Below are 22,532 nucleotides of genomic sequence, written 5' to 3'. Positions count from 1 at the left end.
CCTCCGCCCTGGCGCCAATCTGCGCCTTGGGAAGAAGCTACGGAGGTGTGCACCGGGTGCGCAGGCCTCCCCTGCCGACCGGGGGCGGCCGATCAGGGGCATGGTCCAGGCTTGCCCTTAGTAGGGAGCGGCGGAGCGGGCGAGGATGGTGATGATGCCCAGCGCCACCGTGAGGGTCACGACGGCGAGAACGATGAGGCGGGGGCCGGTCCAGGCGTCGTCTGCCTTGCGCTCCAGCTCGAGCTCGGTGTCCTTCATGGCATTCTCCGCTGCCTGCGTCGGGCAGGCGACAGGTTGGCGGGCGATTTCGCACGGCACGGGGCTGCCGGTCAACTGGATCGGTCGTCCGGCGGGCCAGCACCCGCGCACCTTTCACCACATGTGCAATCTGAAGCTTGGAGGGTGGGCGGCTCTCGTTTACCATCTAGCGGATTGTTCACTGCCGTGCCGCATCGAGGGGCGTAGCCCCCGGCCGGGAGGGGCCGCGCGCCATGTCCGACGTTCTCAGTTCCATGCGGGAGTTCCGGGCCCTCGACGACAAGCGTCGCAACCAGGGCCTCGCCGCCGAGGAGGAGCTTCGCTGGAACGACCTGCGGGCGGCGCTCAAGGGCGGGGCGAAGCCTGCCGGCACGCCGGCGGCTGCTGCGGAAGGGATCCAGGTCGAGGCGGCCGCTGCCGCGGCTCCGGCCGCGGCTCCGGCTCCGGCCGCGGCTCCGGCTCCGGCTCCGGCGGAGGCGGTTCCCGCGGAAGAGCCTGCACCGGCGGCCCTCGCCGCCGCGGTGCTCGCGGTCTTCGACACGGCGGCTTCGCCTCCGGGCCATGCAGCGGCACCCGAGCCTGCGCCGGAAGATGCGACCGAACAGGACGAACTCCTTCTCACTGTGGCGGATGGCCCCGAGGCGGACGCGCCCCCTGTCGAAGTCGCCGCAGCGCAGCCCGACCAGCCGAGCGGCTACGTTTTCCACGAGGAGAGCGGCCTCTATTGGCATGCGTGGGCGCAGCTCTGGTACGAGCCGAACGCCGGCGTCCATTACGACGTGAACGGTGGCGTGGTCGATGCCGACACCGCCCGGGCTGCAGTCGCCGCGGCGACGGCGGCGTCCGCCGAGGCCGACGAAGCCGAGGCCCCCGCCTCCGCCGCAGAGGCACCCGGCTACGAAGCCCCCGCCTCCACCGACGAGGACCCCATCGGCTTCGTGCCCGCCAACGACGACGGAGCCGCCCTCCCCCCCGGAGACGAGGGCGACGAGGCCGCTGCACCGGCGGCCGATCCCTGGGCGGCGACCCTCGAGCCCGAGGCGAAGAACACCGAGGCTCCCGCTTCGGCAGGTTGGGACTTCGTGATCGCCCCGGTGACGCCGGGCCCCGCCGCTCCCTCGTTCGACCTCTGGGCGAGCACGGCGGGTCCCGAACGGGCCCACGCTGCCACGGCGGAGCCCGAGGAGGAGGAGCGCGAGCTCCTGCGACCCGAGCTCCTCCCGTTCGAAGTGAGCCGCATCCCCGTCGCGCCGCCAGCGGTTGCGCCGGGGGAGATCGAGGCGGGCTTCGACGGCTGGGAGGACGACACCGCCGGCCCCGAGCCGGAGCACGCCGCGGGGAGCGCCGCAGCGCTTCCCTGGGATCAGCCGGAGGGGCACGCCTCCCCGGAGCCCGCTGCCCTCGAGGCGGAAGCAGGCGACCTCGTCGTCGAGGGGGAACCTGCCCCGGCGGAGCTGCTCGTACTCGACGACGCCGCGTCGCCTTTCGAGGTGGCCGAGGCGATCGTCCTCGACGACGACGCGAATGACGAAGCGCCGGGCATCGAGGCGATCGAGCTCGCCGACGACCCGCCTGTCGGCGAGCCCGTCCTCGCGGCGCCGCACGAATTCCTCGGCGTGGCGGCGGAGGACGCAGACTGCATCGCGGAACAGGAGTCGCTCGACGAAGCGGCGGAAGGCGACGCCAGCTCCTTCCTCGCAGCGCCCCACGAATTCCTCGGCGCCGCGGCAGAGGGCGACGCCAACTCCTTCCTCGCAACGCCCGAGGAATCCCTCGATGTGGCAACGGATGCGGCCGAGAACGCCGCGTCCTTCCTCGCTGCGCCGCACGAGTTCCTGCTCCAGGCAGAGGCGGGCGCATCGCACGACGCCGCCGAGGCGCTCGAGCTCGCGCCGCCTGCAGCAGCCCCCGTCTTCGAGCTGGGTACGCCTGCCGGCATGCACATCGACGACGCCGAGACCGAGGAACAGGATCACTTCGCGCCGGGTCCCTCCCTCTCCGTCGACGGCGCGCTCGTCGCCCCTGCCGGTGCAGCGCAGGAGTTCGTGCTGGAGGAGGCCGTGCTCCTCGACGAGAGCGACGCGATCGAAGAGGAACCAGCGCCGGTTGCCTGGACGCCGCCCGCCGCAGCCCCCGCCGCGCCCCAGGCCTGGCCCGAGCCGGCTCCGGTCCGGCCAGCGCCGGCAGCGTCCTCGAGCTACACCGCTCGGGGCCTCGTCATCGGCGAGCACCGCGTCGTCGTCCACGCCAGCGAAGGTGTGGTGAAGCGCGGCCAGGTCGCCAACGTGGATCTCACCGGCAGGAGCTTCTCGCTCCAGGTTGGCAAGGGCCGCGAGGAGCTCGCCACGGCACAGCTCAAGGCGGTCTTCCTGATGCGCGCGCCGGGAGAGGGGCCGGCGGCGCCAGAGGGCAGGAGCGTGCGGGTCACCTTCACCGACGGCCGTCCCCTGCAGGGCTGGGCGACCGATCTCGCCGATCCGGTGGGCTTCTTCCTCGTCCCCGCCGACACCAGGGGCCTCGCCTCGCGGGTCTTCGTCTACCGCGCCGCGATCCGCGACCTGGCGCTGGACTGACGTCGACGGTCGACTTGCCACTTGCAACTCGGTTGCGAAAGTGGCAGCTATGCACCTGCGAGCACGCCCGCTCGCCCCGGAGTCTCCCGCTCTGATGTTGCGCGCCTGGTGCAAGCTCCTGCTGCTGATCGTCGGCCTGGGCCTCTTCGGCCTCCAGGCGGTGGCGGCGGAGCACCACCACGCCCTCGACGAAGGGCAGCCCAGCTGCGCCGCCTGCATCCTCCACCAGAGCCCGGCCACCAGGCCGCCGCAGGTGGTCGAGCTCCCGCTGCCGGCGCCGCTGCCCCCACCGCTCTACCGCGCCGCGACCCGCGACGTCGATCCGCCGCCGGCCCTCACGCCAGCCGACGTCAGCCCCTCCACGTCACCGCCAGCGCTCCTGCAGCGCCTGGCGTGATCCCTCGTCGACGAGACGACCGGCTGCGGAAGCACCGGGCCCTCCGCCATGCGCACGTGACGAGCAACCATCCGCCGATCCCGTAGGGACCGGCAGCTCTTCGTCCGCATCGGCGCAGTGCGCCAACAGGTGTCCGTTTCCCATGTCCAACTTCGTCCCCGCCGCCGGCTCCAGGTCGGTGGTGGCAGCCTGCATCGTCGCGGAGCTGCTTCTCCTCGCTCCAACCGCCCACGCCCAGGAAAAAACGCCCGACGAGACCGCCGAGGAGGCGGCGGAACGCGCGCGCCTCGAAGCGGAGCTCGCATCCGAGCTCGCAGCGCCCGCCCCTGCAGCAGCAGCGCAGACCAGCGGCGGCCTCTCACCGGGAAAGCTCCTCCCCGACATCTCGGCGATCGGCACCTTCGTCGGCTCCTATTTCAGCGACACGCCGGCGCTGCGCCTCCCCGCCCACGAGCCCTCGCACACGGGCTTCGAGCTCCAGGAGATCGAGCTCGGCTTCCGCTCGGCGATCGACCCCTACTTCCGCGCCGACGTCTTCCTCTCCCTCTCGCTCTTCGGCATCGAGGTGGAGGAGGCCTACGCCACCACCCTCGCGCTCCCCTGGAATCTGCAGCTCCGCGGCGGCGCCTTCTATTCACCCTTCGGCCGCTTCAACCAGGTCCACTTCCTCGAGCTCACGCCCTTCGTCGACATGCCGCTGCCGAACCGCCGCTTCTTCGGCGGCGAGCAGCTCCGCGGCCTGGGCGTCGAGGCCTCGGTGCTCCTGCCGCTGCCCTTCTTCCTCGAGCTGCGGGCCAGCGTCCAGGACGCGGGCAACGAGCTCTCCTTCGGTGTCCCATCCGAGGAGATCGAGGATCTCGCCGATCTCCTCTACGTGGGCCGCGCCCTCTCCTCCTTCGATCTCGCCGAGCGGATCACCTTGAACCTCGGCCTCTCCGCTGCGAACGGCCCCAACGCGGCGGGCGGCTTCCTCGTCACCGACGAGAACCGCACCGACGTCTTCGGCGCGGACCTCTACCTCCGGTTCCGGGACCGCTCCTCGGTGGCCTACACCGCGCTCCAATCCGAGTACCTCTACCGCCGGGCCACCGTCCCCGACGGCAGGCTCGAGCAGGGCGGGCTCTACGCCTGGGTGGTGCGCCGCTTCGACCGGCATTGGGAGGCGGCGATCCGCTACGACCTCCTCGGCCTGCCGGACGGCACGGCCATCGACGAGCCGGTGGTGCAGAGCGAGGAGCTCGGCGAATTCCTCGCGCCGGCGACGCAGGAGCGCGTCGGCGCCTCCCTCACCTATTACCCCTCCGAGTTCAGCCGCCTGCGCCTGCAGGCGAACCACGACTTCGGCCTCGTCACGCCCGACGGCGACAGCGGGCCGGTCACCGAGCTCTTCCTCCAATTCCAGTTCGTGATGGGTGCCCACGGCGCCCACGCCTTCTAGGAGCACGCGATGTTTTCCCGCCTGCTGCTGTTCGTTCTCCTCCTCGCCGGTGCCGGCAGCGCCGCGGCGCAGACCCGCGTGGTCGCCTCGCTCCCGGCGGTCGGCGCCATCGCCCGCGAGGTCCTGGGCGCCGAGGGCACGGTCACCGTGCTCGCCCCGCCCACGCAGGATCCCCACTTCGTCGACGGCAAGCCGACGATGATGCTCGCCCTCAACAAGGCCGATCTTCTCCTCGACGTCGGCCTTGGGCTCGAGCAGGGCTGGCTGCCGCCGCTCGTCACCGGCGCCCGCAACCCGAGGATCCAGCCGGGGCAGCCCGGCAACCTCGACGTGATGTCGCTGGTGCAGCGGCCCCTCGAGGTACCGGCCTCCCTCGACCGCTCCCTCGGCGACGTCCACGCCGGCGGCAATCCCCATTTCTGGTACGACCCGCGTCGCGTGCAGGAGGTGGCCACCGGGATCGCGGAGCGCCTCGCCGCCCTCGATCCCGGGAAGGCCGCCACCTTCCGCAAGAACGCCGCCGCCTTCCGGAAGCGCCTCGACGCGAAGATCGCCGCCTGGGAGAAGGAGATGGCGCCCTTCCGCGGCCGCTCCCTCGTCCCCTTCCACAAGAGCCTCGTCTACCTCGAGGATTGGCTCGGCCTGCGGGAGCTCGCCACGGTGGAGCCGCTCCCCGGCATCTCGCCCTCGCCCAGCCACCTCGCTGGCCTGATCCTGCGGATGCGCAAGGTGCAGCCGCCGCCGGTGGTGGTGGCGGAGCCCTGGTACAACCAGAGCACCGCCCGCACCGTCGCCGAGAAGGCCGGCGCGCAGCTGGTCACGCTCCCCGGCGACGTGGGCGGCACCCCGGACACCGGCGACTACGTGGCCTGGATGGAAATGGTGCTCGCGCGGCTCCGCACCGGCCTGGAGGAGGCGAAATGAGGCGGCTTCTCGTTCTCGGCGCCCTGGCAGCGGGCTGCGCCACCGGCACCGGCGAGGAGGCCACCGGCTTCGTGGAGGCCACGCTCCTTCCAGCGGGCACTGCATCCGGCGGCGTGCGCTTCGAAAGCGCGCTCCTCTCCCTCGAGGAGATCGAGTTCCTCGCAGCGGAGGAGGAGCGCGACGAGCCCGCCGACGACGGCCACGGCCACGCCCATCTCACGGCCGCGCTTCGCGCCCTCGCCGATCCCGTCATCGACGGTACCTCGATCGATCTACTCGGCGCCGAGCAGCCCCTCGGCAGCGCTGAAGTCGCCGTCGCCACCTACGAGGCGGCGCTGCTCGAGCTGGGCGCAGCAACCATGGGCGAGGCTGCAGGCTGCGCCATCTTCGCCACCGGCAACGCAGCGGTGGGGGGCGAGCTTCCCGTCGTGCTCTGCGTACCGGCGCCGGTCGCCGTCGAGGTCCCCCTCGGGATCGAGGTGGGTCTGGGCGACACCACGCAGCTGCGCTTCGTCTTCTCCCTCAACCGCCTGCTCCAGGGCGTCGACGTCCTCCCCCTCGCGCCCGATCCCGACGGCACCATCCGCATCGACGCGGCTACCAACGAAGCAGCCCTCGAACTCGTCCTCGAAAACCTCCCCGGCGTGATCACGGTCGCCGGTTGATTGCCCCCTCCCAGGAAGTTGCCATGAAGAAGAAGCTCCTTGCAGCAAGCCTCCTCGCCACCTCCCTCGCCGCCTGCGGCGGCGACGATCACCACGACCACGCCGACCCGATCGATGCCCACGACGCGCTCGCAGCCGACGCATGCGCCCATGTCACCGAGACGATGGAGCACGTGACGGCAGCAGCCGATCCTGCCGCGGCGACGAACGCGGTGAGCGAGACCCACCAGCCCTTCCACGTGATGCTGCCGCTGGTGGACGACGCGCACGCGGGCGCGGTGCTCTTCACGCCGGACGAGGCAGGCGAGTACGCCTTCTTCACCGACGGCGCCGCGACGCTCGCCATCCTCGACGGCGACGCCGAGGTCGCCATCGAGGCCACCGAGACGGTGGACGCCTGCGCCGAGCTCACCACGATGCATCTCGCCGACCTCGAGCTCGGTACGCAGTACACGCTGGTCTTCGGCCCCGGTGCCGCGGACGCGGTGGTCCTCGTCACCCTGCACGCCGGTGACGACGGGCACGGCCACGAGTAGCAGCCTGCGGGGCCCGCGGTGCGAAGGCGCCGCGGCCCCGGCGGCGCGCTACGAGCAGTCGTCGCAGCGGCCGCGGAGCTGCACCTGCACCGTCGCCGCGGCCACCGACTTCGGCACGCTGCCTGCGCCCTTCACCTTCACCTGCACCTCCGGCAGGCAGGAGACCTCGCCGCAGTCGGTGCAGGTGAAGTGCGGGTGCTCGACCTCGTGCTTCGCGCCGCCGTTCCCGTTCTTGCGGATCTCGAAGCGCCACACGTGGTCGCCGAGATCGCTGCGGGTGAGGATCCCCACCTCCGCCAGGTCGACGAGGTTGCGGTAGAGGGTGGCGCGATCGAAGCCCTCCTCCTGCAGCGCGTCGCAGATCTCCGCGTGGCTCATCGGGGTCTTCGCCTGCTCGAGGCAGGCGAGGACCGCGACCCGCGGTGCGGTGCTGCGCAGGCCCGCTTCGCGGATGCGCTCGCGGAGCGTCTCACGGTCGGTGGAGGGCGGCGGCGAAGAGCGAGTGGCCATGGGCTTTCAGTGCGCGAGCGACCGCCGCACCACCCCGGGCACGAGGGCGAGCGCGGTGGTGGCGACGATGGTCGCGCCGGTGGGCAGCGACCAGATGAAGGAAAAGTAATAGCCGAGGAGCGTGGCGCCCAGCGCCGTGGCGAGGGCAAAGCCGATCACGCGCCCGAGGCGGTCGGAGAGGAGGAGGCCGCCGGCAGCGGGGATCACCGTGAGCGCGAAGACGGGAAGCGCGCCCACCGCCCGGGTGGCCACCGAGATCGCGAGGCCGGCGGAGAAGTAGAGCGCCACGTTGTAGCGCGCCACCTTCATCCCCATCGCCGCCGCGGTCTCCGGATCGAAGGAGACGAAGAGGAATTGCCGCACGAAGGCGAGGTGCAGCGCGGCGACGGCCACGGTGGTGAGCCCCAGCGCCCAGAGCTCCTCCGGCGGCGCCGCCACCGCATCGCCGAAGAGGATGCCGTGGACCGCCTCGTATTCGTGGGTGAGGAAGGTGCCGAGGAGGAGCGAAGCGGCGCCGGCGACGACGTAGGCCAGGGCGATGGCCGACTCGACGCCCACCCTGCCGCCGCGGCGGGAGAGGCCGAAGAGGCCGGCGGAGAGCGTGCCCGCCACGATGCCGACGAGGAGCGCCGACGGATGCCAGTCGAAGAGGTGGGGCAGGAGCAGCGCCACCACCACGCCGAGGCCTGCCGACTGCGAGACCGCGGCGCTCACGAAGGCGGAGCGCTTGAGCACCACGTAGACGCCGACGAAGGCGCAGAGCAGCGCCGAGAGGCCCGCGGCGAGGAGCGGATCGCGCCAGAGGAAGCTCGCCTCCCAGAAGGAGACCTCGCTCACGACGCCCGCCTCTCGAAGCGCGCGATGCGCAGATCGTCGAGGGCGCCGGAGGCGACCATCTCATCGACGGGCGCGATGCGGGGCCGCTCGCCCTGCCGCATCACCACCACCTCCGTGGCGATGGCGAGGGCCGATTCGAGGTGGTGGGTGATCACGAAGATCGCCTTCTCCGCCTCCTCGCGGCGGAGTTGCGCCAGCAGCTCGTAGACCGCCCGCTCGCCCGGGATGTCGAGGTGGTTGGTGGGCTCGTCGAGGACGAGCACGTCGGGCTCCGCCACCAGCGCCCTGGCGATGAGCGCCCGCTGCTGCTGGCCGCCGGAGAGGCTGCGAAAGGGAGACGAGGCCAGGTCGGCGATGCCCACCTGCGCGAGGACCGCCAGGGCCTTCTGCTGCCGCGCCCGGCCGAAGGGGCGGAAGGCACCCAGGCCCGGAACGGCCCCCATCAGCGCGATGTCGAGGACGGAGAAGGGCCAGAGGTCGTCGAGGCGTTCGCGCTGCGGCACGTAGCCGAAGCGGACGGGACGGGCCGCCGTGCCGGCGCGGCGCGTGCCGGCAACCGGCGGGAGGACGCCCATCAGCGTCCGGGCGAGGGTCGATTTGCCGGCGCCGTTGGGCCCGGCGAGGACGATCACGTCGCCGGAACGGACGGTAAAATCGAAGGGAGGCGAGAGGGGCCGCTTGCCGTAGCCCGTCTGGATCGCCTGCAGCTCGATCAGCGGGCGCCGCTGCTGCGCGGGGCTGGGGCCTGGCTTGTCGGGGGCGTGCATGCCGGGAAGAACCTCGTACCGGCGCACCCTGCAACAACTGCAACGCTTTTGCAATTGCGGATCGGGCTGCAATTGAACCGGGCCCTGTCAGTGGAGCCAGGGGCCCCGCTCGCCGTCGCTCTTCTTCTCGGTCGGCGGCTTGCGCTCCCTCTCCTCCCGGCCGCCGCGGATCACCGAGAACTTCGAGTGCCTGCGCTTCAGCTCCCGCTCGATCTTCCAGGAGCGGAACCGGAGCCAGGCCCGCCGCGGCTGGAACATCCCGTAGGCGAAGGCCAGGGCCGAGAGCATGCCGATGAGCTCCGGGAAGACCTGCGCCACGCCGTCGAGGATGGCATAGAGCGCGAGGATGCCGAAGGCGATGGCGATGAGCTGCCGCCCCTGCACCGGCAGCACGAAGAAGAGGTAGATGGGCTGGTGGGCGAAATGGTGGCCGAAGAGGATCACCAGCGCCGAGAGCGCCACCCACACGCCCGAATGCGTGACGAATTGCCAGCCGAAGAGATAGGCGAAGGGGATCGTCACCACCGCCGCCAGCGCCGGCACGATCAGGAAGAAACCGAGGAAGCGGCGGGAGCCGAGGACCGACTCCACCTGCCCGCCGATGGCGTAGAGGAAGTAGAGGCTGATCAGGAAGCCGAAGATCCCGGCGCCGGAGCCGAGCGGGATGAAGAGCGCGTAGGTGACCAGCTGCCAGAGCTCGCCGCGCACGGCGAGCGCCGGCGTGAAGAGCAGATGCTGGAGCAGGCCACCACCGCCCATGCGGCCGGAGATGGCGACGAGGATGGAGAGGGCGCCGATGGCGACGGTGAGCTTGGTGGCCATCGGGCCGCCGCCGCCGCCGAAACCGCCCCCGCCGGAGTAGCGAGCCGGCCGCAAGGAAGACCTTCCTTTCCCCGGGTTGGACGAACCCCGATCGAGGACAGTCTATGACCGCTGGCCGAGGAGGCAACCGATCGTTGCCGCCGCGTTCAGCGATCGATCGCCTTCTCGCGGTAGAAGAGCGTGATCGTGAGGCAGTGGAACTCCTTGTCGGAGGACTGCGTCACGACCTTGTCGAGGATCTCGATCCCCGCGTTCTCGCGAAGCCAGCGGGTGATGTTCTCGCCCATGCTCTCGCGATCACGTGCCAGCGTGGTCGAGAAGACCTTGACCCCGGTGAAGTGGTTCATCCCCTCGCCTCCTCTGCAAACGCCACCCAGCCAATCGGCCCTGCTCCACCGCAGCGGCCCCCCTGGGGTTGAAGAACACCGATTCTTTCCTTCCGGGCGCTCCGGTTTCAAGCAGGAAGTTCCCACCCGATTCGGAGCCTCCCCTTCCGAGGGAGTCACGTTCCGGTGGCGACACTTCCCGCCCGGTACTCGGCGATCGCCGACCGGATCTCGCCCTCGCCCAGGGTGCGGTCCGAGGCCTTGGCCCTGGCGAGGAGGAAGCGGCAGAGCGCCTCGTCCACCGGCTCGCCGTGGCGCTCGAGCCACCAGCCCACGTTGGACATGCCGCTCATCGGCCCGATCTCGATGAGCTGGTCGCGGCCGAATTCGCCGGCGGGCACCGCCGAGTAGACGCGGTCGGCGAGCCACTCGTCGCCCTTGCGCTTGGCCTTGATGATCGCCGCTGCGTGCACGCCGGTGGCGGTGCGGAAGGCGTCGCCGCCGACCAGCGGGTAGTTCACCGGGATCGGCACCTTCGTCGCTGCGGAGACCGCCTCGACGTAGCGCACCAGGCTGGTGAGGTCCCAGTCGATCACGCCGAGGAGCTTGAGGTTCATGAGCAGCTGATCGATGGCGGTGTTGCCCACCCGCTCGCCGATCCCCATCGCCGTGCCGTGGATCCGGTCGGCACCGTACTCCAGCGCGAAGATGGTGTTCACCACGGCGAGGCCCCGGTCATTGTGGCCGTGCCAGTCGATCTTCACGTTGGCGCCCATCCCGCGGATGAGCGCCTGCGTCCACTGGATGAGGCGGCGCACGCCGTCGGGGGTGGCGTGGCCCACGGTGTCGCAGAGGCAGAGGCGCGAGGCGCCGTGATCGATCGCGTTGCGGAAGAGCTTGTCGAGCGTCACCGGCGAGGAGCGGGTGGTGTCCTCGGTGACGTAGCAGACGTCGAGGTTCTCCTTCACGCAGAAGTCGATCGCCTCGGCGGAGACCTTGAGGATGTGGTCGAGGCTCCAATTCTCCGCGTACTGGCGGATCGGGGAGGAGCCGATGAAGGCATAGGCGGTGAGCGGCACGCCGGTCTTCTGCTGGATGTCGGCGATCGGCGCCATGTCGCCCGCCATGGTGCGGCCCGCGGCGCAGACCCGGAGCTTCAGCTTCTGGTCGCGCACGTAGGTGGCGATGGCGGTGACGTCCGCGTAGGCGCGGGGCCCTGCGCAGGGCAGACCGACGTCGGCTGCAGCGATGCCGAGGTCCGCCATCAGCTGGACGATCTGCAGCTTCTGCTCGATGTCGGGGTCGGCGACGGAGGGCGACTGCAGGCCGTCGCGGAGCGACTCGTCGAAGAGGTCGATGGGCTTGGTGGTGAGGGGCGTCACCACGTCGAGGCGGTTCCAGTCGTAGATCAGCTCTTCGTACTTCTCCGGAAACGCCGCCGACTTGCTCATCTGCTGCCCCTTCCCATAACCGCCGCCGTGGCCGCGGTCCTCTCGCAACCCCGCGATTCAAGCGGGCGCTGCAACGAACGATGCGCGAAGACTCGAAGTCTACCGGGAAGGTGGCGGGAGTGCACGCCCTGCGCGACGTGTGGTGGAAGGTATCCTCCCTCGATACGCTCGTGCGCGAATGCCGCCCTCGCGCCCCGCCCAAGACAGGCCCAGGCAGTTCCTCATCGCCCCGTTGACAAACACGCCCCGCGCCGAGTGAGCTGGTGAGCGACAATCACACATCGAGCCGGTGATGGATGCAGACGGTGTCCGCTACGTCGAAGTCGCAGCCGGCCGTTTCGAGGCGGGTAATCCGTGCACCGAGCTCTGAGACAGCGCTGGATCATGCTTCTCGGTCTGCAGGTGGTGGCTCTTGCCACCGCCTGCAGCACCCCCGCGCCTTCCGAGTCCGAATCTCCAGCCAGCAGCCCGGGGGGCAGCGGTGGTGCTGGGGGTCACGGATCCGGCGAAGGCGGCACAGGCGGTCATGCCACGGGAACCGGCGGAAGTGGCGGAAGCACTCCGGTGAAGCAGTTCCCTCCGTTGGACCTGCCTGCCGAGGTCGCCTGGCTCGACGACCCCGACACCTGGACGTTGCTGCCGCAGCACGAGGTGTGGGACGAACTCTGCTACATCCGACAGGCGCACCCCGATCGTATCCGCTACCCACCACTGACCTGGGAGAGCTGCGGCGAGGGTTGCACGCGGGCGGATGTGTACCAGGGGCATGGAGATATTGCTGCCTATCCAGAGCTAAGCATTTCGATCGAGAACGGAAGCCCGCTAGCGTTTCTCCACTTCGCTCATGGCGGAACCGGAACCGACAAGTATCACATTCTTGTACAGCGCACGGTTGATCTGAGCTCGGGCTTGACGCGCAGCGCCGTCCAGAAGGTCATCAGCAAGCGGAACGGCTTCGCTTGGTGCGGCGCCAGCTTGCGCGTGCGCTCCGCGCTCTTCGCTGCTGCATATAAAACTCGCGAGCCTGCTCCCTCGCTACAAATCCGGGGGGTCTGGCAACGCGAGCGAGGAGAGTGGAAGTGGCAGCTACCCTGGCTGACTTTTGAGGAGATGGGATTCAGCCCAGATTGGTGCGACCATGCAGACATGGAAGCAGGGGGCCGCTCGTTCTACCTCTGCGGCAATCTGATCCGCGCTGCCGTTACGCCAGGTTCGAGCGAGGTCACGATCCTCGACCGCCCTGGAGACGCGGGATTCTCCGTCGCAAAGGGAGCGAGCCTTGACGACCTTCTCGTCTGGTCGGAACTCGAAAAGGCGAAGGCCGGCTCACGGGTGCGAGCATGGAGGCCTGATGGCCGAGGTGTCCGCACGCTCCTGGACGAGATCCCAGTCGATACCTGCTCAGTTGGCCTGAGCGACACCCACGTCGCGGGGTTCTCGACTGCGAATGCCTGCGCCTCGCACCAGCCCAACGGCAGGTTCTGGGTGGCTGACCGAACTGGCGAGGGAACGCTCGCCAAGCTGCGCCTCGGGCCGGTCTTCTGGCCCCGACCAGTCGTGGGGGTTCGAGAAATCTCCACGTGGGGCAATCACATTGCCGCTGTATGGAAGGAGGAGGTGTACGAATCGCAGGCCGACCGCCAGCGGCTCCTCCTGGCCCGCACGACCGACTGGGCGATGCGGAATATCCGTGGAATCGACGGACACGAAGTCTGGGAGGCTGGCCTGACAGGCGAGCACCTCTACGTGGTTTACACGCTCCCGGGCGCAAACGTAGGCAAGTTCTCCGCCGTCTATCGCTACGACCTCGACAAGCTGGATCTCATCGGACAGCCGATCACACCGGTCGAATGACCAAGCGTCTCTGCGCGCTGGTAGCTCGTGTGTGTGGCCGCACCCGCGACGACCAGGCTGGCTCTCGCCCTGCAGGCGGTGCAGTTCTGCCACTGCCTGCAGAGGGGTAGAGCTTCCGACTGATCGGAGACGCCGCTCGTTCGATGCGTCGCCAAAAGCAAGGGCGGTGCCGACTCCGGCACCGCCCTTCCGTTGCACCAGCGCGATACGCGCCTTACAGCGCCTCGACCACCACCGCGATCCCCTGGCCGCCGCCGATGCAGGCGGAGCCGATGCCGTACTTCTCGCCGCGGCGGGCGAGCTCGTAGATGAGGTGGGTGGTGATGCGTGCGCCGGATGCGCCGAGCGGGTGACCGAGGGCGATGGCGCCGCCGTTCACGTTGGTCTTCTCGCGGGGCAGGCCGAGGCTCTTCTCCACCGCGAGGTACTGCGGCGCGAAGGCCTCGTTCACCTCGAAGAGGCCGTAGTCCGCGACCTTGGTGCCGGTCCGCTCCAGCGCGTTCTGGATCGCGGGGACCGGGCCGATGCCCATCACCGTCGGATCGCAGCCGGAGACGCCCCAGTTCACCAGGCGCGCGATCGGCTTCAGGCCCTTGCGATCCGCGTAGGCGCGGGTCGCCATCACCAGCATCGAGGCACCGTCGCAGATGCCGGAGGCGGCGCCTGCGTGGATCACGCCGTCCTTCTTGAAGACCTTGGGGAGCTTGGCGAGGCTCTCCTTCGTGGTCTGCGGGCGCGGATGCTCGTCGCGCTCGAAGCGGACGGTCTCGCCCCGCTTGCGGCCGGGCAGATCCATCGGCGCGATCTCGTTGGCGAACGCGCCCTGCTCGACCCCTGCGGCCCAGCGCTTCTGCGAGAGGACCGAGAAATCGTCCACCTCGTCCTGCGAGATCGAGTGCTGCTCCGCGAGCTTCTCGGCGGTCATCGCCATCGGCATGCCGGTGTAGCTGTCGGTGAGCGCGCTCCAGAGGCTGTCCTCCATGCCGCCCTTGCCCAGCGGGATGCCCCAGCGGGCGCCGCGGATGATGTGCGGCGCCTGCGACATCGACTCGGAGCCGCCGACCAGCACCACCTCGGACTCGCCGAGGAGGAGGTGGTGGGCGCCCTGCACGATCGCCTCGAAGCCCGAGCCGCAAAGGCGGTTCACGGTGACGGCGGGGACCTTCTGGGGAAGACCCGCGCGCAGGCCGACGTGGCGGGCGAGGTAGATCGCGTCGGCAGAGGTCTGGATCACGTTGCCCACGATCACGTGGCCCACGTCCTCGGGCGAGACGCCCGACTGCTCCAGGGCGGCCTTCGCCGCGTGGACCGCGAGGTCGGTGGCGGTCTGATCCTTCAGGGCTCCGCCGAAGGTGCCGAAGGGCGTGCGCTTCGCTGCGAGGAAGACGATCTCGGTGTTGCCGGCGCTCTTCATCTGCCTACTCCTTGTGAGAAACGGTCGGCGCGCTCTTTCAGCGCCGGGCCGCGTCGACCACGGTCAGCACGACCATGATCAGCGCGGCGGTGGTGAACATCACGCCCCGGACTTCGCGGCGGCGGACTTCGCGCCTGCCGGGCCCCTTCGCGTAGAAGGCGCCGCAGGCCTCGGCCCGGGCCTCGAGGGTATAACGCCCGTCGACGCTCCTGCCTTCGTCGACGAAGCGCTGCACCCGCCGCTTGTGCGTGTTGAGGATCTCCAGCGGGCTGCCTGCGGGCAGGCCGCCGGCCAGGTAGTCGGGCTCCTCGATCGAGGGCCAGTGGTAGTCGGCGGTGATCACCGTGGCGCCGCCATCGAAGGGCGTCACGTAGTGGAGCCAGGCCTCGTTGCCCACCGGCGCGATCACGGCGAAGGTCCGCGCCTCCGGGTTCCCGTAGACCAGCTCCCGGCGGCCGCGGCGCAGGGGGCGCTGCTCCACCATCAGGCCCAGCGGCTCGAAGCCCAGCTCCTCGATCTCGGCGGTCATCTCCTGCATCGCCGGACCGCGGATCGCACCCTCCACCGCCTCGGCGCCGCCGAGGATCCGGCAGCGGATGAAGGCGGGCCGGACGAAGATCAGGGCGCCGGGCAGGTTGCGCCAGAACAGGTAGCCGAGGAGGCCGAAGAAGAGGATGAGCTTGATCGCGTCGCCGCTCACGCCCTGGCCAACCTCTCGACCTGCGCCCGCACGAAGGCCGCGACGGCCTGGGTATCCCTGTCGCCGCCGACGTCCGGGGTGAGCACGTTCTCGGCCACCGCCAGCTCCACCGCCTGCTCGACGATCCGCGCCTCGGCGTCGTGGCCGAGGTGCTCGAGGAGGAGCGCGCAGGTGAGGAAGGTGGCGATCGGGTTGGCCTTGCCGGTGCCGGCGATGTCGGGCGCCGAGCCGTGCACCGGCTCGAAGAGGCCGATGCGGCCCGGGTGCAGGTTGGCGGAGGCGGCAAAGCCGAGGCCGCCGGCGAGGCCGGCGCCGATGTCGGTGAGGATGTCGCCGAAGAGGTTGTTGGTCACCACCACCTGGAACATCTCGGGCTTCAAGACCATCTGCATCGCCAGCACGTCGACGTACATGTGCTTGAGCTCGAGGTCGCCGTACTCCTTCGCCAGCTCCTTCCAGGTGCGCTGCCAGAGGCCGCCGGCGTGGCGCATGGCGTTCGACTTGTCGCTCATCCACACGGTCTTCACGCCGTGCCTGCGGGCGTAGTCGAGGGCCGCCCTGCAGATCCGCTCCACGCCCTTGCGGGAGTTCACGTCCTCGGTGACCGCGATCTCGTCCGGCGTGCCCTGCTTGTAGGTGCCGCCCACGTCGACGTAGACGCCCTCGGTGTTCTCGCGGAAGAAGACGCCGCGGATCTCCTTCGTGCCCTTGTTCCTCAGAGGCGAGAAGCGGTCGGCGAGGAGCTTCACCGGGCGGAGGTTCACGTAGAGGTCGAGCTGGAAGCGCAGGGCGAGGAGGATCTCGCGGGCGTGGCGGGAGTCCGGCACCCGCGGGTCGCCCACCGCGCCGAAGAGGATCGCCTGGTAGTTGTCGCGGAAGTCGGCGATCGCCTCGGGGGGCAGCGTGGTGCCGTCGGCGAGGAAGCGATCGGCGCCGTAGTCGAAGTGGTTGAACTGCAGGTCGAGGCCCCGCAGCGCGGCGATCTGCTCGAGGAGCTTCACGCCCTCGGGTGCCACTTCCTTGCCGATGCCGTCACCCGGGATCACCGCAATCCGCGCCATCTTCGTAGACCTCGTCCGGGAGGCCGGGCGGCCCCCGCCGTTGCTGCGCCGCGTGGGCGCAAGGATGGAAGGGGCCCGACGATATGGGGCGCCTGCTCGGCTGGTCAAGGCAAGCCGACGTTCATGCCGAGAGCTGGGCGAGGCGCTTTTCCATCGTCGAGCGCTTGCTTCGTGGCCCGGGGCGGAGGTCGCAAGCATCGGCGGAATCCACTCGTTCGAATGGAAATCGAGCCGACTGCTGCGTAGGAGGCCCGGAGCACACCAGAATCCATCCGATCGAATGGATGTGGGTCTACGGCCCGTGGTGGGGCGGCGTCGTGCCGAGTCGGGCGAAGGTGGCCTCGTCCACCACCTGCTGCCGCCAGGTGGCGTGGCAGGAGGTGCAGGTGGCGAGGGTGCGATCGAGGGCGGCGAGCGTGGCCTTCGTGTCGCCGGCATTGGCCGCCTCGACCACCGTGTCGGCGGTGCGGTGGAAGGCCAGGGCCCGCTCGGTGAAGCCCGGGGCACCCGCTCCCATGTGGTTGCACTGGCGGGTCATCTCCTCGGAGGTGCCGAGACGCTTCGCGGCGGCGGCCGCTGCGGCGTGATCCCCCCGGGCGAGGGCGCCGACCACCTCGTGCACGGCGACGAGGTGCTCCTGCATGTTCTGCTTCTGGTGGAGTGCCATCACCGGCAGCAGCGGCAGCGGCGTGCGTGCGTCGAGCGCGTCGAGCGCCTGCTGTGGATGCGCCGGCGGCGGCGCCGCCTGCTCCGGCTCCGGCGTGCTGCAAGCCACCAGCGCCATCATCACCAACCCTGCGAATCCTCTCGTCATCCCACCCTCGCCTTCGAAGCTGCCTCGCCGAGCAGGCGAAGCGCGCGGATCGTCTCTTCCCGGCGCTCTTCGGGGATGGCCGCGAGCATCGTGGCGAAACGCGCCCGGCTCGCCTCGTCCACCTCCGCTGCGAAGCGCCGGCCCTTCGCGGTGAGCCGCAGCCGGCGCGCCCGCGCGTCCTCGGGGCAACGCTCCTGCGACAGATGCCCCGATGCCTCGAGCCGGGCGCAGAGGCGCGCGACGTTGCTCTTGTCGATGCCGAGGACCCCGCCCAGGTCGGCCTGGGTCGGAGGATCGGCAGCCCCCAGCAGCACCTGCAGCGCTTGCGCATGCGAAACCGGCAGGTGCTTGCCGCACGGCGTCCGATCGCCGCCCTCGAGCAGGCCGAATTGCCGCACGAAATGCTGGATCGAGGCGCGGAGCGCTGCTGCAGGGTCACCTGTCACCGGCGTGATCCCTATCGCGTCATGGTTGCGGACGCAACCATCTCGCCAAGAGAGAGGGCGGCGTCGTCCGCCGCCCTCCGCGGGCCTTCAGTTGCCGGCGCGTGCCAGGGCCCAGGCGGTCACCTGCGCCGGGGTCTCGCCTGCTGCTGCGAGCTCGTCGGCGCGGACCACGTCGACATTGCCCTCGGCATCGACCACCTCGACGGCGCCGCCCTGCCCTTCACGCACGGTGGAGATCACCGTGCCGTCGCCGGTGGCGAGGGTGAGCTCGGTGCCGACGCGCTGCAGCACGAGCACCTGGTCGCCCTGCTCGATCCGCAGGGTGTCGCCCTCGTCGACGAGGCGGGCGGTGGAGCCGTCGGCGAGCATCACCTCGCGCACCCGGGGCTCGGAGGCGTCGGCGTTGATCGGGTTGGAGCCGCCCCAGAACTCGATCGAGTTGAAGATGAGCGCGTCGCCCAACGCGAAGAGCTGGTAGGCGGGGATGATGGTGAGGCCGAGGAAGGCGAGCCACCGCACCCATTTGTCGCCGGAGACACCCTTGTTGAACTGGTAGAGGGAGCGGGTCGCGGCGAACGATCCGAAGCAGGCGGACTGGGTCAGGGCGATGGCAGAGAGCACGAGAAGTACACGGCGCATGGTGTCACTCCGGTTCCGTCGTTGAACGAGCCTGGTCAGCGGTCTAGAGTGCTGCGGCCTTTTCGGGGCAGGAGCAACCAGAAAAACACCGCGGGGTACGACCCGCGCGGGTTCAGGTGGACGCATGCGCAAGCCGATGACGCTGACCCAGAAGATCCTCGCCGCCCATGCCATCGGGCACCCCCGCCCCTGGGTGGAGGCGGGTGACGTCCTGCGGATCAAAGTCGACTGGACCATCGCCAGCGAGCTCGCGTGGAACGGCATGGCCCGGACCTGGGAGCTCCTCGGCAAGCCCGCCGTCCACGACCGGGAGCGGTTCTACCTGGCAATCGACCACACCGTCGATCCGGTGACCCTCGCCAGCGACAAGCGCGCCCAGAAGCTCACCCAGCTCTCCCGCGACTTCGCGAAGGAGAGCGGCATCCAGCACTTCTACGACGCGAACGAGACCATCCTCCACACCCGCTTCTACCGGGATCTCGTGCAGCCGGGCGAGGTGGTCCTCGGCGCCGACTCCCACACCTCCTCCCACGGCGGCATGGGCGCCTTCGCCATCGGCCTCGGCGGCGCGGACATCACCGCCGCCATGGTCCTCGGCGAGTCCTGGATCGAGGTGCCGGAGGCGATCGCCGTCGACTACGAGGGTGAGCTGCCCTTCGGCATCGGCGGCAAGGACGTGATCCTCGAGACCCTGGGCAAGCTCGGCCGCAACACCGTGGCGATGGAGCGCAGCGTCGAGTACCGCGGCGAGGCGGTGCGCAAGTGGTCCACCGACGTGCGCTTCACCATCGCCAACATGACCGCGGAGTTCGGCGGCCTGAACGGCATCTTCGAGCCCGACGCGGTGGTGGCGGACTGGGTCTCCCGGCGCAACTCGCACAACGACGCCGGCCGCTATTTCCGCGCCGACGACGACGCCCCCTACCTCGAGCGCTTCCGGATCGATCTCTCGAAGCTCGGCCCGGTGATCGCCAGGCCCTTCTCGCCGGACAACGTCTTCGGCGTGGAGACGATGCTGGGCATGGAGCTGCAGGGGGCCTTCATCGGCGCCTGCACCACCACCGAGGAGGAGCTGGTGCTGGGCGCCCTCGTCCTCGAGCAGGCGCTGGCGCAGGGGATGAAGCCGGTGGCGACGCAGAAGCGCCTCGTCGTCCCGGGCGATCTCGCGATCATGTCGCACCTGCGCGAGACCGGCCTCCTCGCCATCTACGAGAAGGCGGGCTTCCGCGTCGGGCCTCCGGGCTGCTCGATGTGCCTCGGCATCGCCTCCGAGCGCGCCGAGAAGGGTGAGCACTGGATCACCTCGCAGAACCGCAACTTCGAGAACCGCATGGGCGAGGGCTCCTTCGCCTACCTGGCCTCCGCCGCCACCGTCGCCGCCTCGGCGACGATGATGAAGGTCGCCGATCCGCGGCCGCTCCTCGCCGGCGTCGACCAGGAGCGCTACGCCGAGCTGCTCCGCCGCAAGAACCGCCTCCTCCCCGAGATTCGGACCACCGAGCCGGAGGTGGCGATCGCTCCCGCCCACGCAGGCGGCGCGGCCGGCGCGGCGAACGCCGACGCCCAGGTGCTGCGCGGCGGCGTGCAGCGCTTCGGCGACTCTGTCGACACCGACGCGATCATCCCGGGCGACTTCTGCCACCTCACCGATCTCGCCGAGATCGGTGCCAAGTGTTTCCACTTCGTGCGCCCGGAGTTCGTCGGCCGCGCGAAGGAAGGCCGCAACGTCATCGTCGCCGGCGAGGGCTGGGGCTCCGGCTCCTCCCGCGAGCACGCGGTGTGGGCGCTGAAGGGCGCCGGCGTGCAGGCGGTGATCGCGAAGAGCTACGCCTTCATCCACAAGCGCAACCTCGTCAACGAGGCCCTGCCCTACCTCGTGGTGAAGGACGAGGCCTTCTACGAGCTGGCCGGGGAAGGCGAGGAGATCGCGGTGGATCTCGCCGGCGGCACCGTCACCCACGTGGGCTCGGGCCGAAGCTTCGCCGCCCAGCCCCTGGCGCAGGTGGTCCAGGCCCTCGCCCGCGAGGGGGGCCTCGTCCCCGCGATCCAGCGCCACGGCAACCGGGTCTTCTCGGTGCTCAGCGCCGGCTGATCGCGCCGGCGGTTGCGGCGCCGGCCAACCGCACACAGCATCAGCCGCTCCGGGAAGAAGGGAGCGGTGATGCGCGACGTCGGGATCGTCGGCCTGGGGGCGATGGGGAGCAACCTCGCCCTCCACGCAGCGGAGAAGGGCTTCTCCGTGGCGGTGCACGATCCCTGGCCCGCGGCCAGGGATCGCTGGGCGGCCTCGGCGCCGGGGCTGCCGCAAGCGGTGGAAGACGTCGCCTCCTTCGCCGCCCAGCTCGCCGCCCCCAGGCGCATCCTCCTGCTGCTCAAGGCCGGCGAGCCCACCGACGCCTTCCTCGCCTCGCTCCTGCCGCACCTCGCAGCAGGCGACGTGGTGGTCGATCTCGGGAACGCCCACTACCGCGACACCGAGCGCAGGCAGCGGGAGCTGGCTGGCGCCGGCGTCCACCTGCTCGGCGTCGGGATCTCCGGCGGCGCCGCGGGTGCCCGCCACGGCGCCGCCTTCATGGGCGGTGGCGACTCGCACGGCTGGGAGCGGATCGCGCCGGTGCTCGTCGCGCTTTCCGCACGGGCAGAGGACGGCGCGCACTGCTCCGCCCGCTTCGGTCCCGGCGGCGCCGGGCACTTCGTCAAGATGGTCCACAACGGGATCGAGTACGCGGAGATGCAGGCGCTGGCGGACGGCTACCTCCTCCTGCGGGATCTCGCCGGCCTCGACGCAGCAGCGATCGCCGCAGCGGTCGATCGCTGGAACGAGGATCTCGGCGCCTCCTTCCTCACCGGCCTCGCCGCCTCGGTGCTGCGCACCACGGAGGACGGCGGCGCTCTCGTCGATCGCGTGCTCGACGTCGCCGGGCAGAAGGGCACCGGCCGCTGGACGGTGGAAGCGGCGCTGGAGCTCGGCGTCTACGCCCCCACCCTCGCCGCAGCGGTCTTCGCCAGGTACCTCTCCGCGCAGGTGGAGACGCGGCGGGCGCTCGCGGCGCGCCTTCCCATGCCGCCTGCGCGCGAGCCGCCGGCAGATCTCGCCGCGGCGCTGGGAGAAGCGGTGCTCGCCACCCGCATCGCCGCCTTCGGGCAGGGCTTCGCCCTGCTCGAGGCCGCCTCCCGTGCCAATGGCTGGGCGATCGATCGCGCTGCGGTCGCCGACGGGTGGCGGGCGGGCTGCATCCTCCGCAGCGCGCTCCTTCCGGTGATCGCCGCTGCCTGCCGCGCCCCGGAGGCGCCGCCGGATCCGACGGCAGCCCCTGCCCTCGCCGCACGGCTCGCCGCTGCGGAGGGGCCCTGGCGGCGGGCGGTCGCAGCTGCGCTGGCGGCGGGGCTCCCGACCCCTGCCCTCGCCTCCGCCCTCGAAGCGTGGGATGGCCTGCGGAGCGGCAGGCTGGGAGCGAACCTCATCGCCGCGCAGCGGGACGCCTTCGGCGCCCACCTCTTCCGCCGCGTCGATCGCCCCGGCGACTTCCACGCCGACTGGAGCGGACGATGATCGTCGTGGTGATGGGCGTCTGCGGCGCGGGAAAGAGCACGGTAGGACGGGCGGTCGCTGCCACCCTGGGCGCCCGCTTCCTCGACGGCGACGCGGTCCACCCCACTACCAACCGGGAGAAGATGGCGGCCGGCCTGCCGCTCGACGACGCGGACCGCGACCCCTGGCTCGCCACCCTCGCCGACCTGGTCGTAGCTGCCGACGCAGGTGGCGAGAGTCTGGTCGTCGCCTCCTCCGCCCTGAAGCGAAGCTACCGCGCGCGGTTCCGGTCGGCCGTACCCGGGATCCGTTTCGTTCACCTCGACGCGCCGCCAGATGCACTGCGCGAGCGGCTCCGGGCGAGGCAGGGCCATTTCCTGCCGCCCGCGCTGCTCGAGAGCCAGCTCGCCACGCTGGAAGCGCCGGATGGCGAGGAGGGCGTGCTCGTGGTCGATGCGACCGCGAGCCCCGCGGCGATCGCCGCGTCGGTCGCCGCCTGGCTGCGGCCTTGAACCCGCCGGCCGACCCTGGCCCCCTCCGTCTTGCGGATGCAATCCCATCCGACTAT

General features: G+C 70.5%; 23 protein-coding genes. 10 read left to right on the top strand and 13 right to left on the bottom strand.

Translation table 11 applies throughout. The features are described from left to right. Window positions 1-117: 117 nt before the first annotated feature. Window positions 118-258, bottom strand: a complete 141-nt coding sequence (locus ACESMR_RS01750; RefSeq protein ID WP_373044543.1) for a hypothetical protein — start codon at window positions 256-258, stop codon at window positions 118-120. A 233-nt stretch (window positions 259-491) separates the two neighbouring features. Here ACESMR_RS01750 and ACESMR_RS01745 point away from each other — a divergent pair, with 233 nt between their 5' ends. From ACESMR_RS01745 to ACESMR_RS01720, 6 genes are all read left to right on the top strand, one after another. After that, a complete protein-coding gene (locus tag ACESMR_RS01745) occupies window positions 492-2,831 on the top strand; it encodes a DUF6982 domain-containing protein (RefSeq protein WP_373044541.1) in 2,340 nt (779 codons plus the stop codon). A gap of 94 nt (window positions 2,832-2,925) precedes the next feature. Beyond that, window positions 2,926-3,228: a hypothetical protein gene (locus tag ACESMR_RS01740; RefSeq protein ID WP_373044540.1), complete on the top strand. Its 303-nt coding sequence runs from the start codon at window positions 2,926-2,928 to the stop codon at window positions 3,226-3,228. 142 nt (window positions 3,229-3,370) lie between these two features. Beyond that, entirely contained in the window at window positions 3,371-4,666 is a 1,296-nt protein-coding gene (locus ACESMR_RS01735) for a zinc-regulated TonB-dependent outer membrane receptor (protein ID WP_373044538.1), read from the top strand. 9 nt (window positions 4,667-4,675) lie between these two features. After that, window positions 4,676-5,590, top strand: coding sequence for a metal ABC transporter substrate-binding protein (locus tag ACESMR_RS01730; protein ID WP_373044537.1), 915 nt, complete (start codon window positions 4,676-4,678; stop codon window positions 5,588-5,590). Beyond that, window positions 5,587-6,255 carry a hypothetical protein gene (locus tag ACESMR_RS01725; protein WP_373044535.1) on the top strand — a complete coding sequence of 223 codons (669 nt, stop codon included), beginning with the start codon at window positions 5,587-5,589 and terminating at the stop codon, window positions 6,253-6,255. The genes ACESMR_RS01730 and ACESMR_RS01725 overlap by 4 nt, the downstream gene beginning before the upstream one ends. 23 nt (window positions 6,256-6,278) lie before the next feature. After that, a complete protein-coding gene (locus ACESMR_RS01720; RefSeq protein WP_373044533.1) occupies window positions 6,279-6,791 on the top strand; it encodes a hypothetical protein in 513 nt (170 codons plus the stop codon). Between the two features lie 48 nt (window positions 6,792-6,839). On the opposite strand, the gene ACESMR_RS01715 is transcribed toward ACESMR_RS01720, so the two are convergent. The 6 genes from ACESMR_RS01715 to ACESMR_RS01690 all read right to left on the bottom strand — a co-directional run bounded on the left by ACESMR_RS01715 (window position 6,840) and on the right by ACESMR_RS01690 (window position 11,504). Then, window positions 6,840-7,301 carry a Fur family transcriptional regulator gene (locus ACESMR_RS01715; RefSeq protein ID WP_373044531.1) on the bottom strand — a complete coding sequence of 154 codons (462 nt, stop codon included), beginning with the start codon at window positions 7,299-7,301 and terminating at the stop codon, window positions 6,840-6,842. Window positions 7,302-7,307: 6 nt separating this feature from the next. Further along, window positions 7,308-8,138 (bottom strand): metal ABC transporter permease, encoded by an 831-nt coding sequence (locus ACESMR_RS01710; RefSeq protein ID WP_373044529.1) that lies wholly within the window; start codon window positions 8,136-8,138, stop codon window positions 7,308-7,310. After that, window positions 8,135-8,905 (bottom strand): metal ABC transporter ATP-binding protein, encoded by a 771-nt coding sequence (locus tag ACESMR_RS01705; protein WP_373044527.1) that lies wholly within the window; start codon window positions 8,903-8,905, stop codon window positions 8,135-8,137. The genes ACESMR_RS01710 and ACESMR_RS01705 overlap by 4 nt, the downstream gene beginning before the upstream one ends. A gap of 87 nt (window positions 8,906-8,992) precedes the next feature. Next, a complete protein-coding gene (locus ACESMR_RS01700; protein WP_373044525.1) occupies window positions 8,993-9,781 on the bottom strand; it encodes a hypothetical protein in 789 nt (262 codons plus the stop codon). A gap of 92 nt (window positions 9,782-9,873) precedes the next feature. Then, a complete protein-coding gene (locus ACESMR_RS01695) occupies window positions 9,874-10,074 on the bottom strand; it encodes a hypothetical protein (protein WP_373044523.1) in 201 nt (66 codons plus the stop codon). Window positions 10,075-10,229: 155 nt separating this feature from the next. Beyond that, on the bottom strand, window positions 10,230-11,504 hold the full coding sequence (locus tag ACESMR_RS01690) for a LeuA family protein (RefSeq protein ID WP_373044521.1): 1,275 nt from the start codon (window positions 11,502-11,504) through the stop codon (window positions 10,230-10,232). 564 nt (window positions 11,505-12,068) lie between these two features. Here ACESMR_RS01690 and ACESMR_RS01685 point away from each other — a divergent pair. Beyond that, on the top strand, window positions 12,069-13,358 hold the full coding sequence (locus ACESMR_RS01685) for a hypothetical protein (protein ID WP_373044520.1): 1,290 nt from the start codon (window positions 12,069-12,071) through the stop codon (window positions 13,356-13,358). 214 nt (window positions 13,359-13,572) lie between these two features. Here the strand turns inward: ACESMR_RS01685 and ACESMR_RS01680 are convergent, their stop codons facing one another. The 6 genes from ACESMR_RS01680 to ACESMR_RS01655 form a co-directional block, all read right to left on the bottom strand. Next, window positions 13,573-14,772, bottom strand: a complete 1,200-nt coding sequence (locus tag ACESMR_RS01680; protein WP_373044518.1) for an acetyl-CoA C-acetyltransferase — start codon at window positions 14,770-14,772, stop codon at window positions 13,573-13,575. A 37-nt stretch (window positions 14,773-14,809) separates the two neighbouring features. Next, window positions 14,810-15,472 carry a hypothetical protein gene (locus ACESMR_RS01675; protein ID WP_373044516.1) on the bottom strand — a complete coding sequence of 221 codons (663 nt, stop codon included), beginning with the start codon at window positions 15,470-15,472 and terminating at the stop codon, window positions 14,810-14,812. Next, window positions 15,469-16,533 carry an isocitrate/isopropylmalate dehydrogenase family protein gene (locus ACESMR_RS01670; protein WP_373044515.1) on the bottom strand — a complete coding sequence of 355 codons (1,065 nt, stop codon included), beginning with the start codon at window positions 16,531-16,533 and terminating at the stop codon, window positions 15,469-15,471. Before ACESMR_RS01670 ends, ACESMR_RS01675 begins: the two co-directional genes overlap by 4 nt. Window positions 16,534-16,825: 292 nt before the next feature. Next, window positions 16,826-17,347, bottom strand: a complete 522-nt coding sequence (locus ACESMR_RS01665; protein ID WP_373044513.1) for a hypothetical protein — start codon at window positions 17,345-17,347, stop codon at window positions 16,826-16,828. Continuing rightward, window positions 17,344-17,793 (bottom strand): MarR family winged helix-turn-helix transcriptional regulator, encoded by a 450-nt coding sequence (locus ACESMR_RS01660; protein WP_373044511.1) that lies wholly within the window; start codon window positions 17,791-17,793, stop codon window positions 17,344-17,346. The genes ACESMR_RS01665 and ACESMR_RS01660 overlap by 4 nt, the downstream gene beginning before the upstream one ends. 87 nt (window positions 17,794-17,880) lie before the next feature. Next, a complete protein-coding gene (locus ACESMR_RS01655; protein ID WP_373044509.1) occupies window positions 17,881-18,432 on the bottom strand; it encodes a DUF3332 domain-containing protein in 552 nt (183 codons plus the stop codon). Between the two features lie 124 nt (window positions 18,433-18,556). On the opposite strand from ACESMR_RS01655, the gene ACESMR_RS01650 reads away from it, so the two are divergent. The 3 genes from ACESMR_RS01650 to ACESMR_RS01640 all read left to right on the top strand — a co-directional run bounded on the left by ACESMR_RS01650 (window position 18,557) and on the right by ACESMR_RS01640 (window position 22,476). Continuing rightward, window positions 18,557-20,524, top strand: coding sequence for an aconitase family protein (locus ACESMR_RS01650; protein ID WP_373044507.1), 1,968 nt, complete (start codon window positions 18,557-18,559; stop codon window positions 20,522-20,524). A 69-nt stretch (window positions 20,525-20,593) separates the two neighbouring features. Further along, window positions 20,594-21,985, top strand: a complete 1,392-nt coding sequence (gene gndA, locus ACESMR_RS01645) for an NADP-dependent phosphogluconate dehydrogenase (protein ID WP_373044505.1) — start codon at window positions 20,594-20,596, stop codon at window positions 21,983-21,985. After that, the gene (locus ACESMR_RS01640) at window positions 21,982-22,476 is read left to right on the top strand and encodes a gluconokinase (RefSeq protein ID WP_373044503.1); all 495 of its coding nucleotides are present in this window, start codon (window positions 21,982-21,984) and stop codon (window positions 22,474-22,476) included. The genes gndA and ACESMR_RS01640 overlap by 4 nt, the downstream gene beginning before the upstream one ends. The last annotated feature ends 56 nt before the right edge of the window (window positions 22,477-22,532 follow it).

Origin of the sequence: Vulgatibacter sp., from assembly GCF_041687135.1 — a bacterium.
Lineage (GTDB): Bacteria > Myxococcota > Myxococcia > Myxococcales > Vulgatibacteraceae > JAWLCN01.
This window is presented reverse-complemented; position numbering and strand designations above follow the sequence as displayed.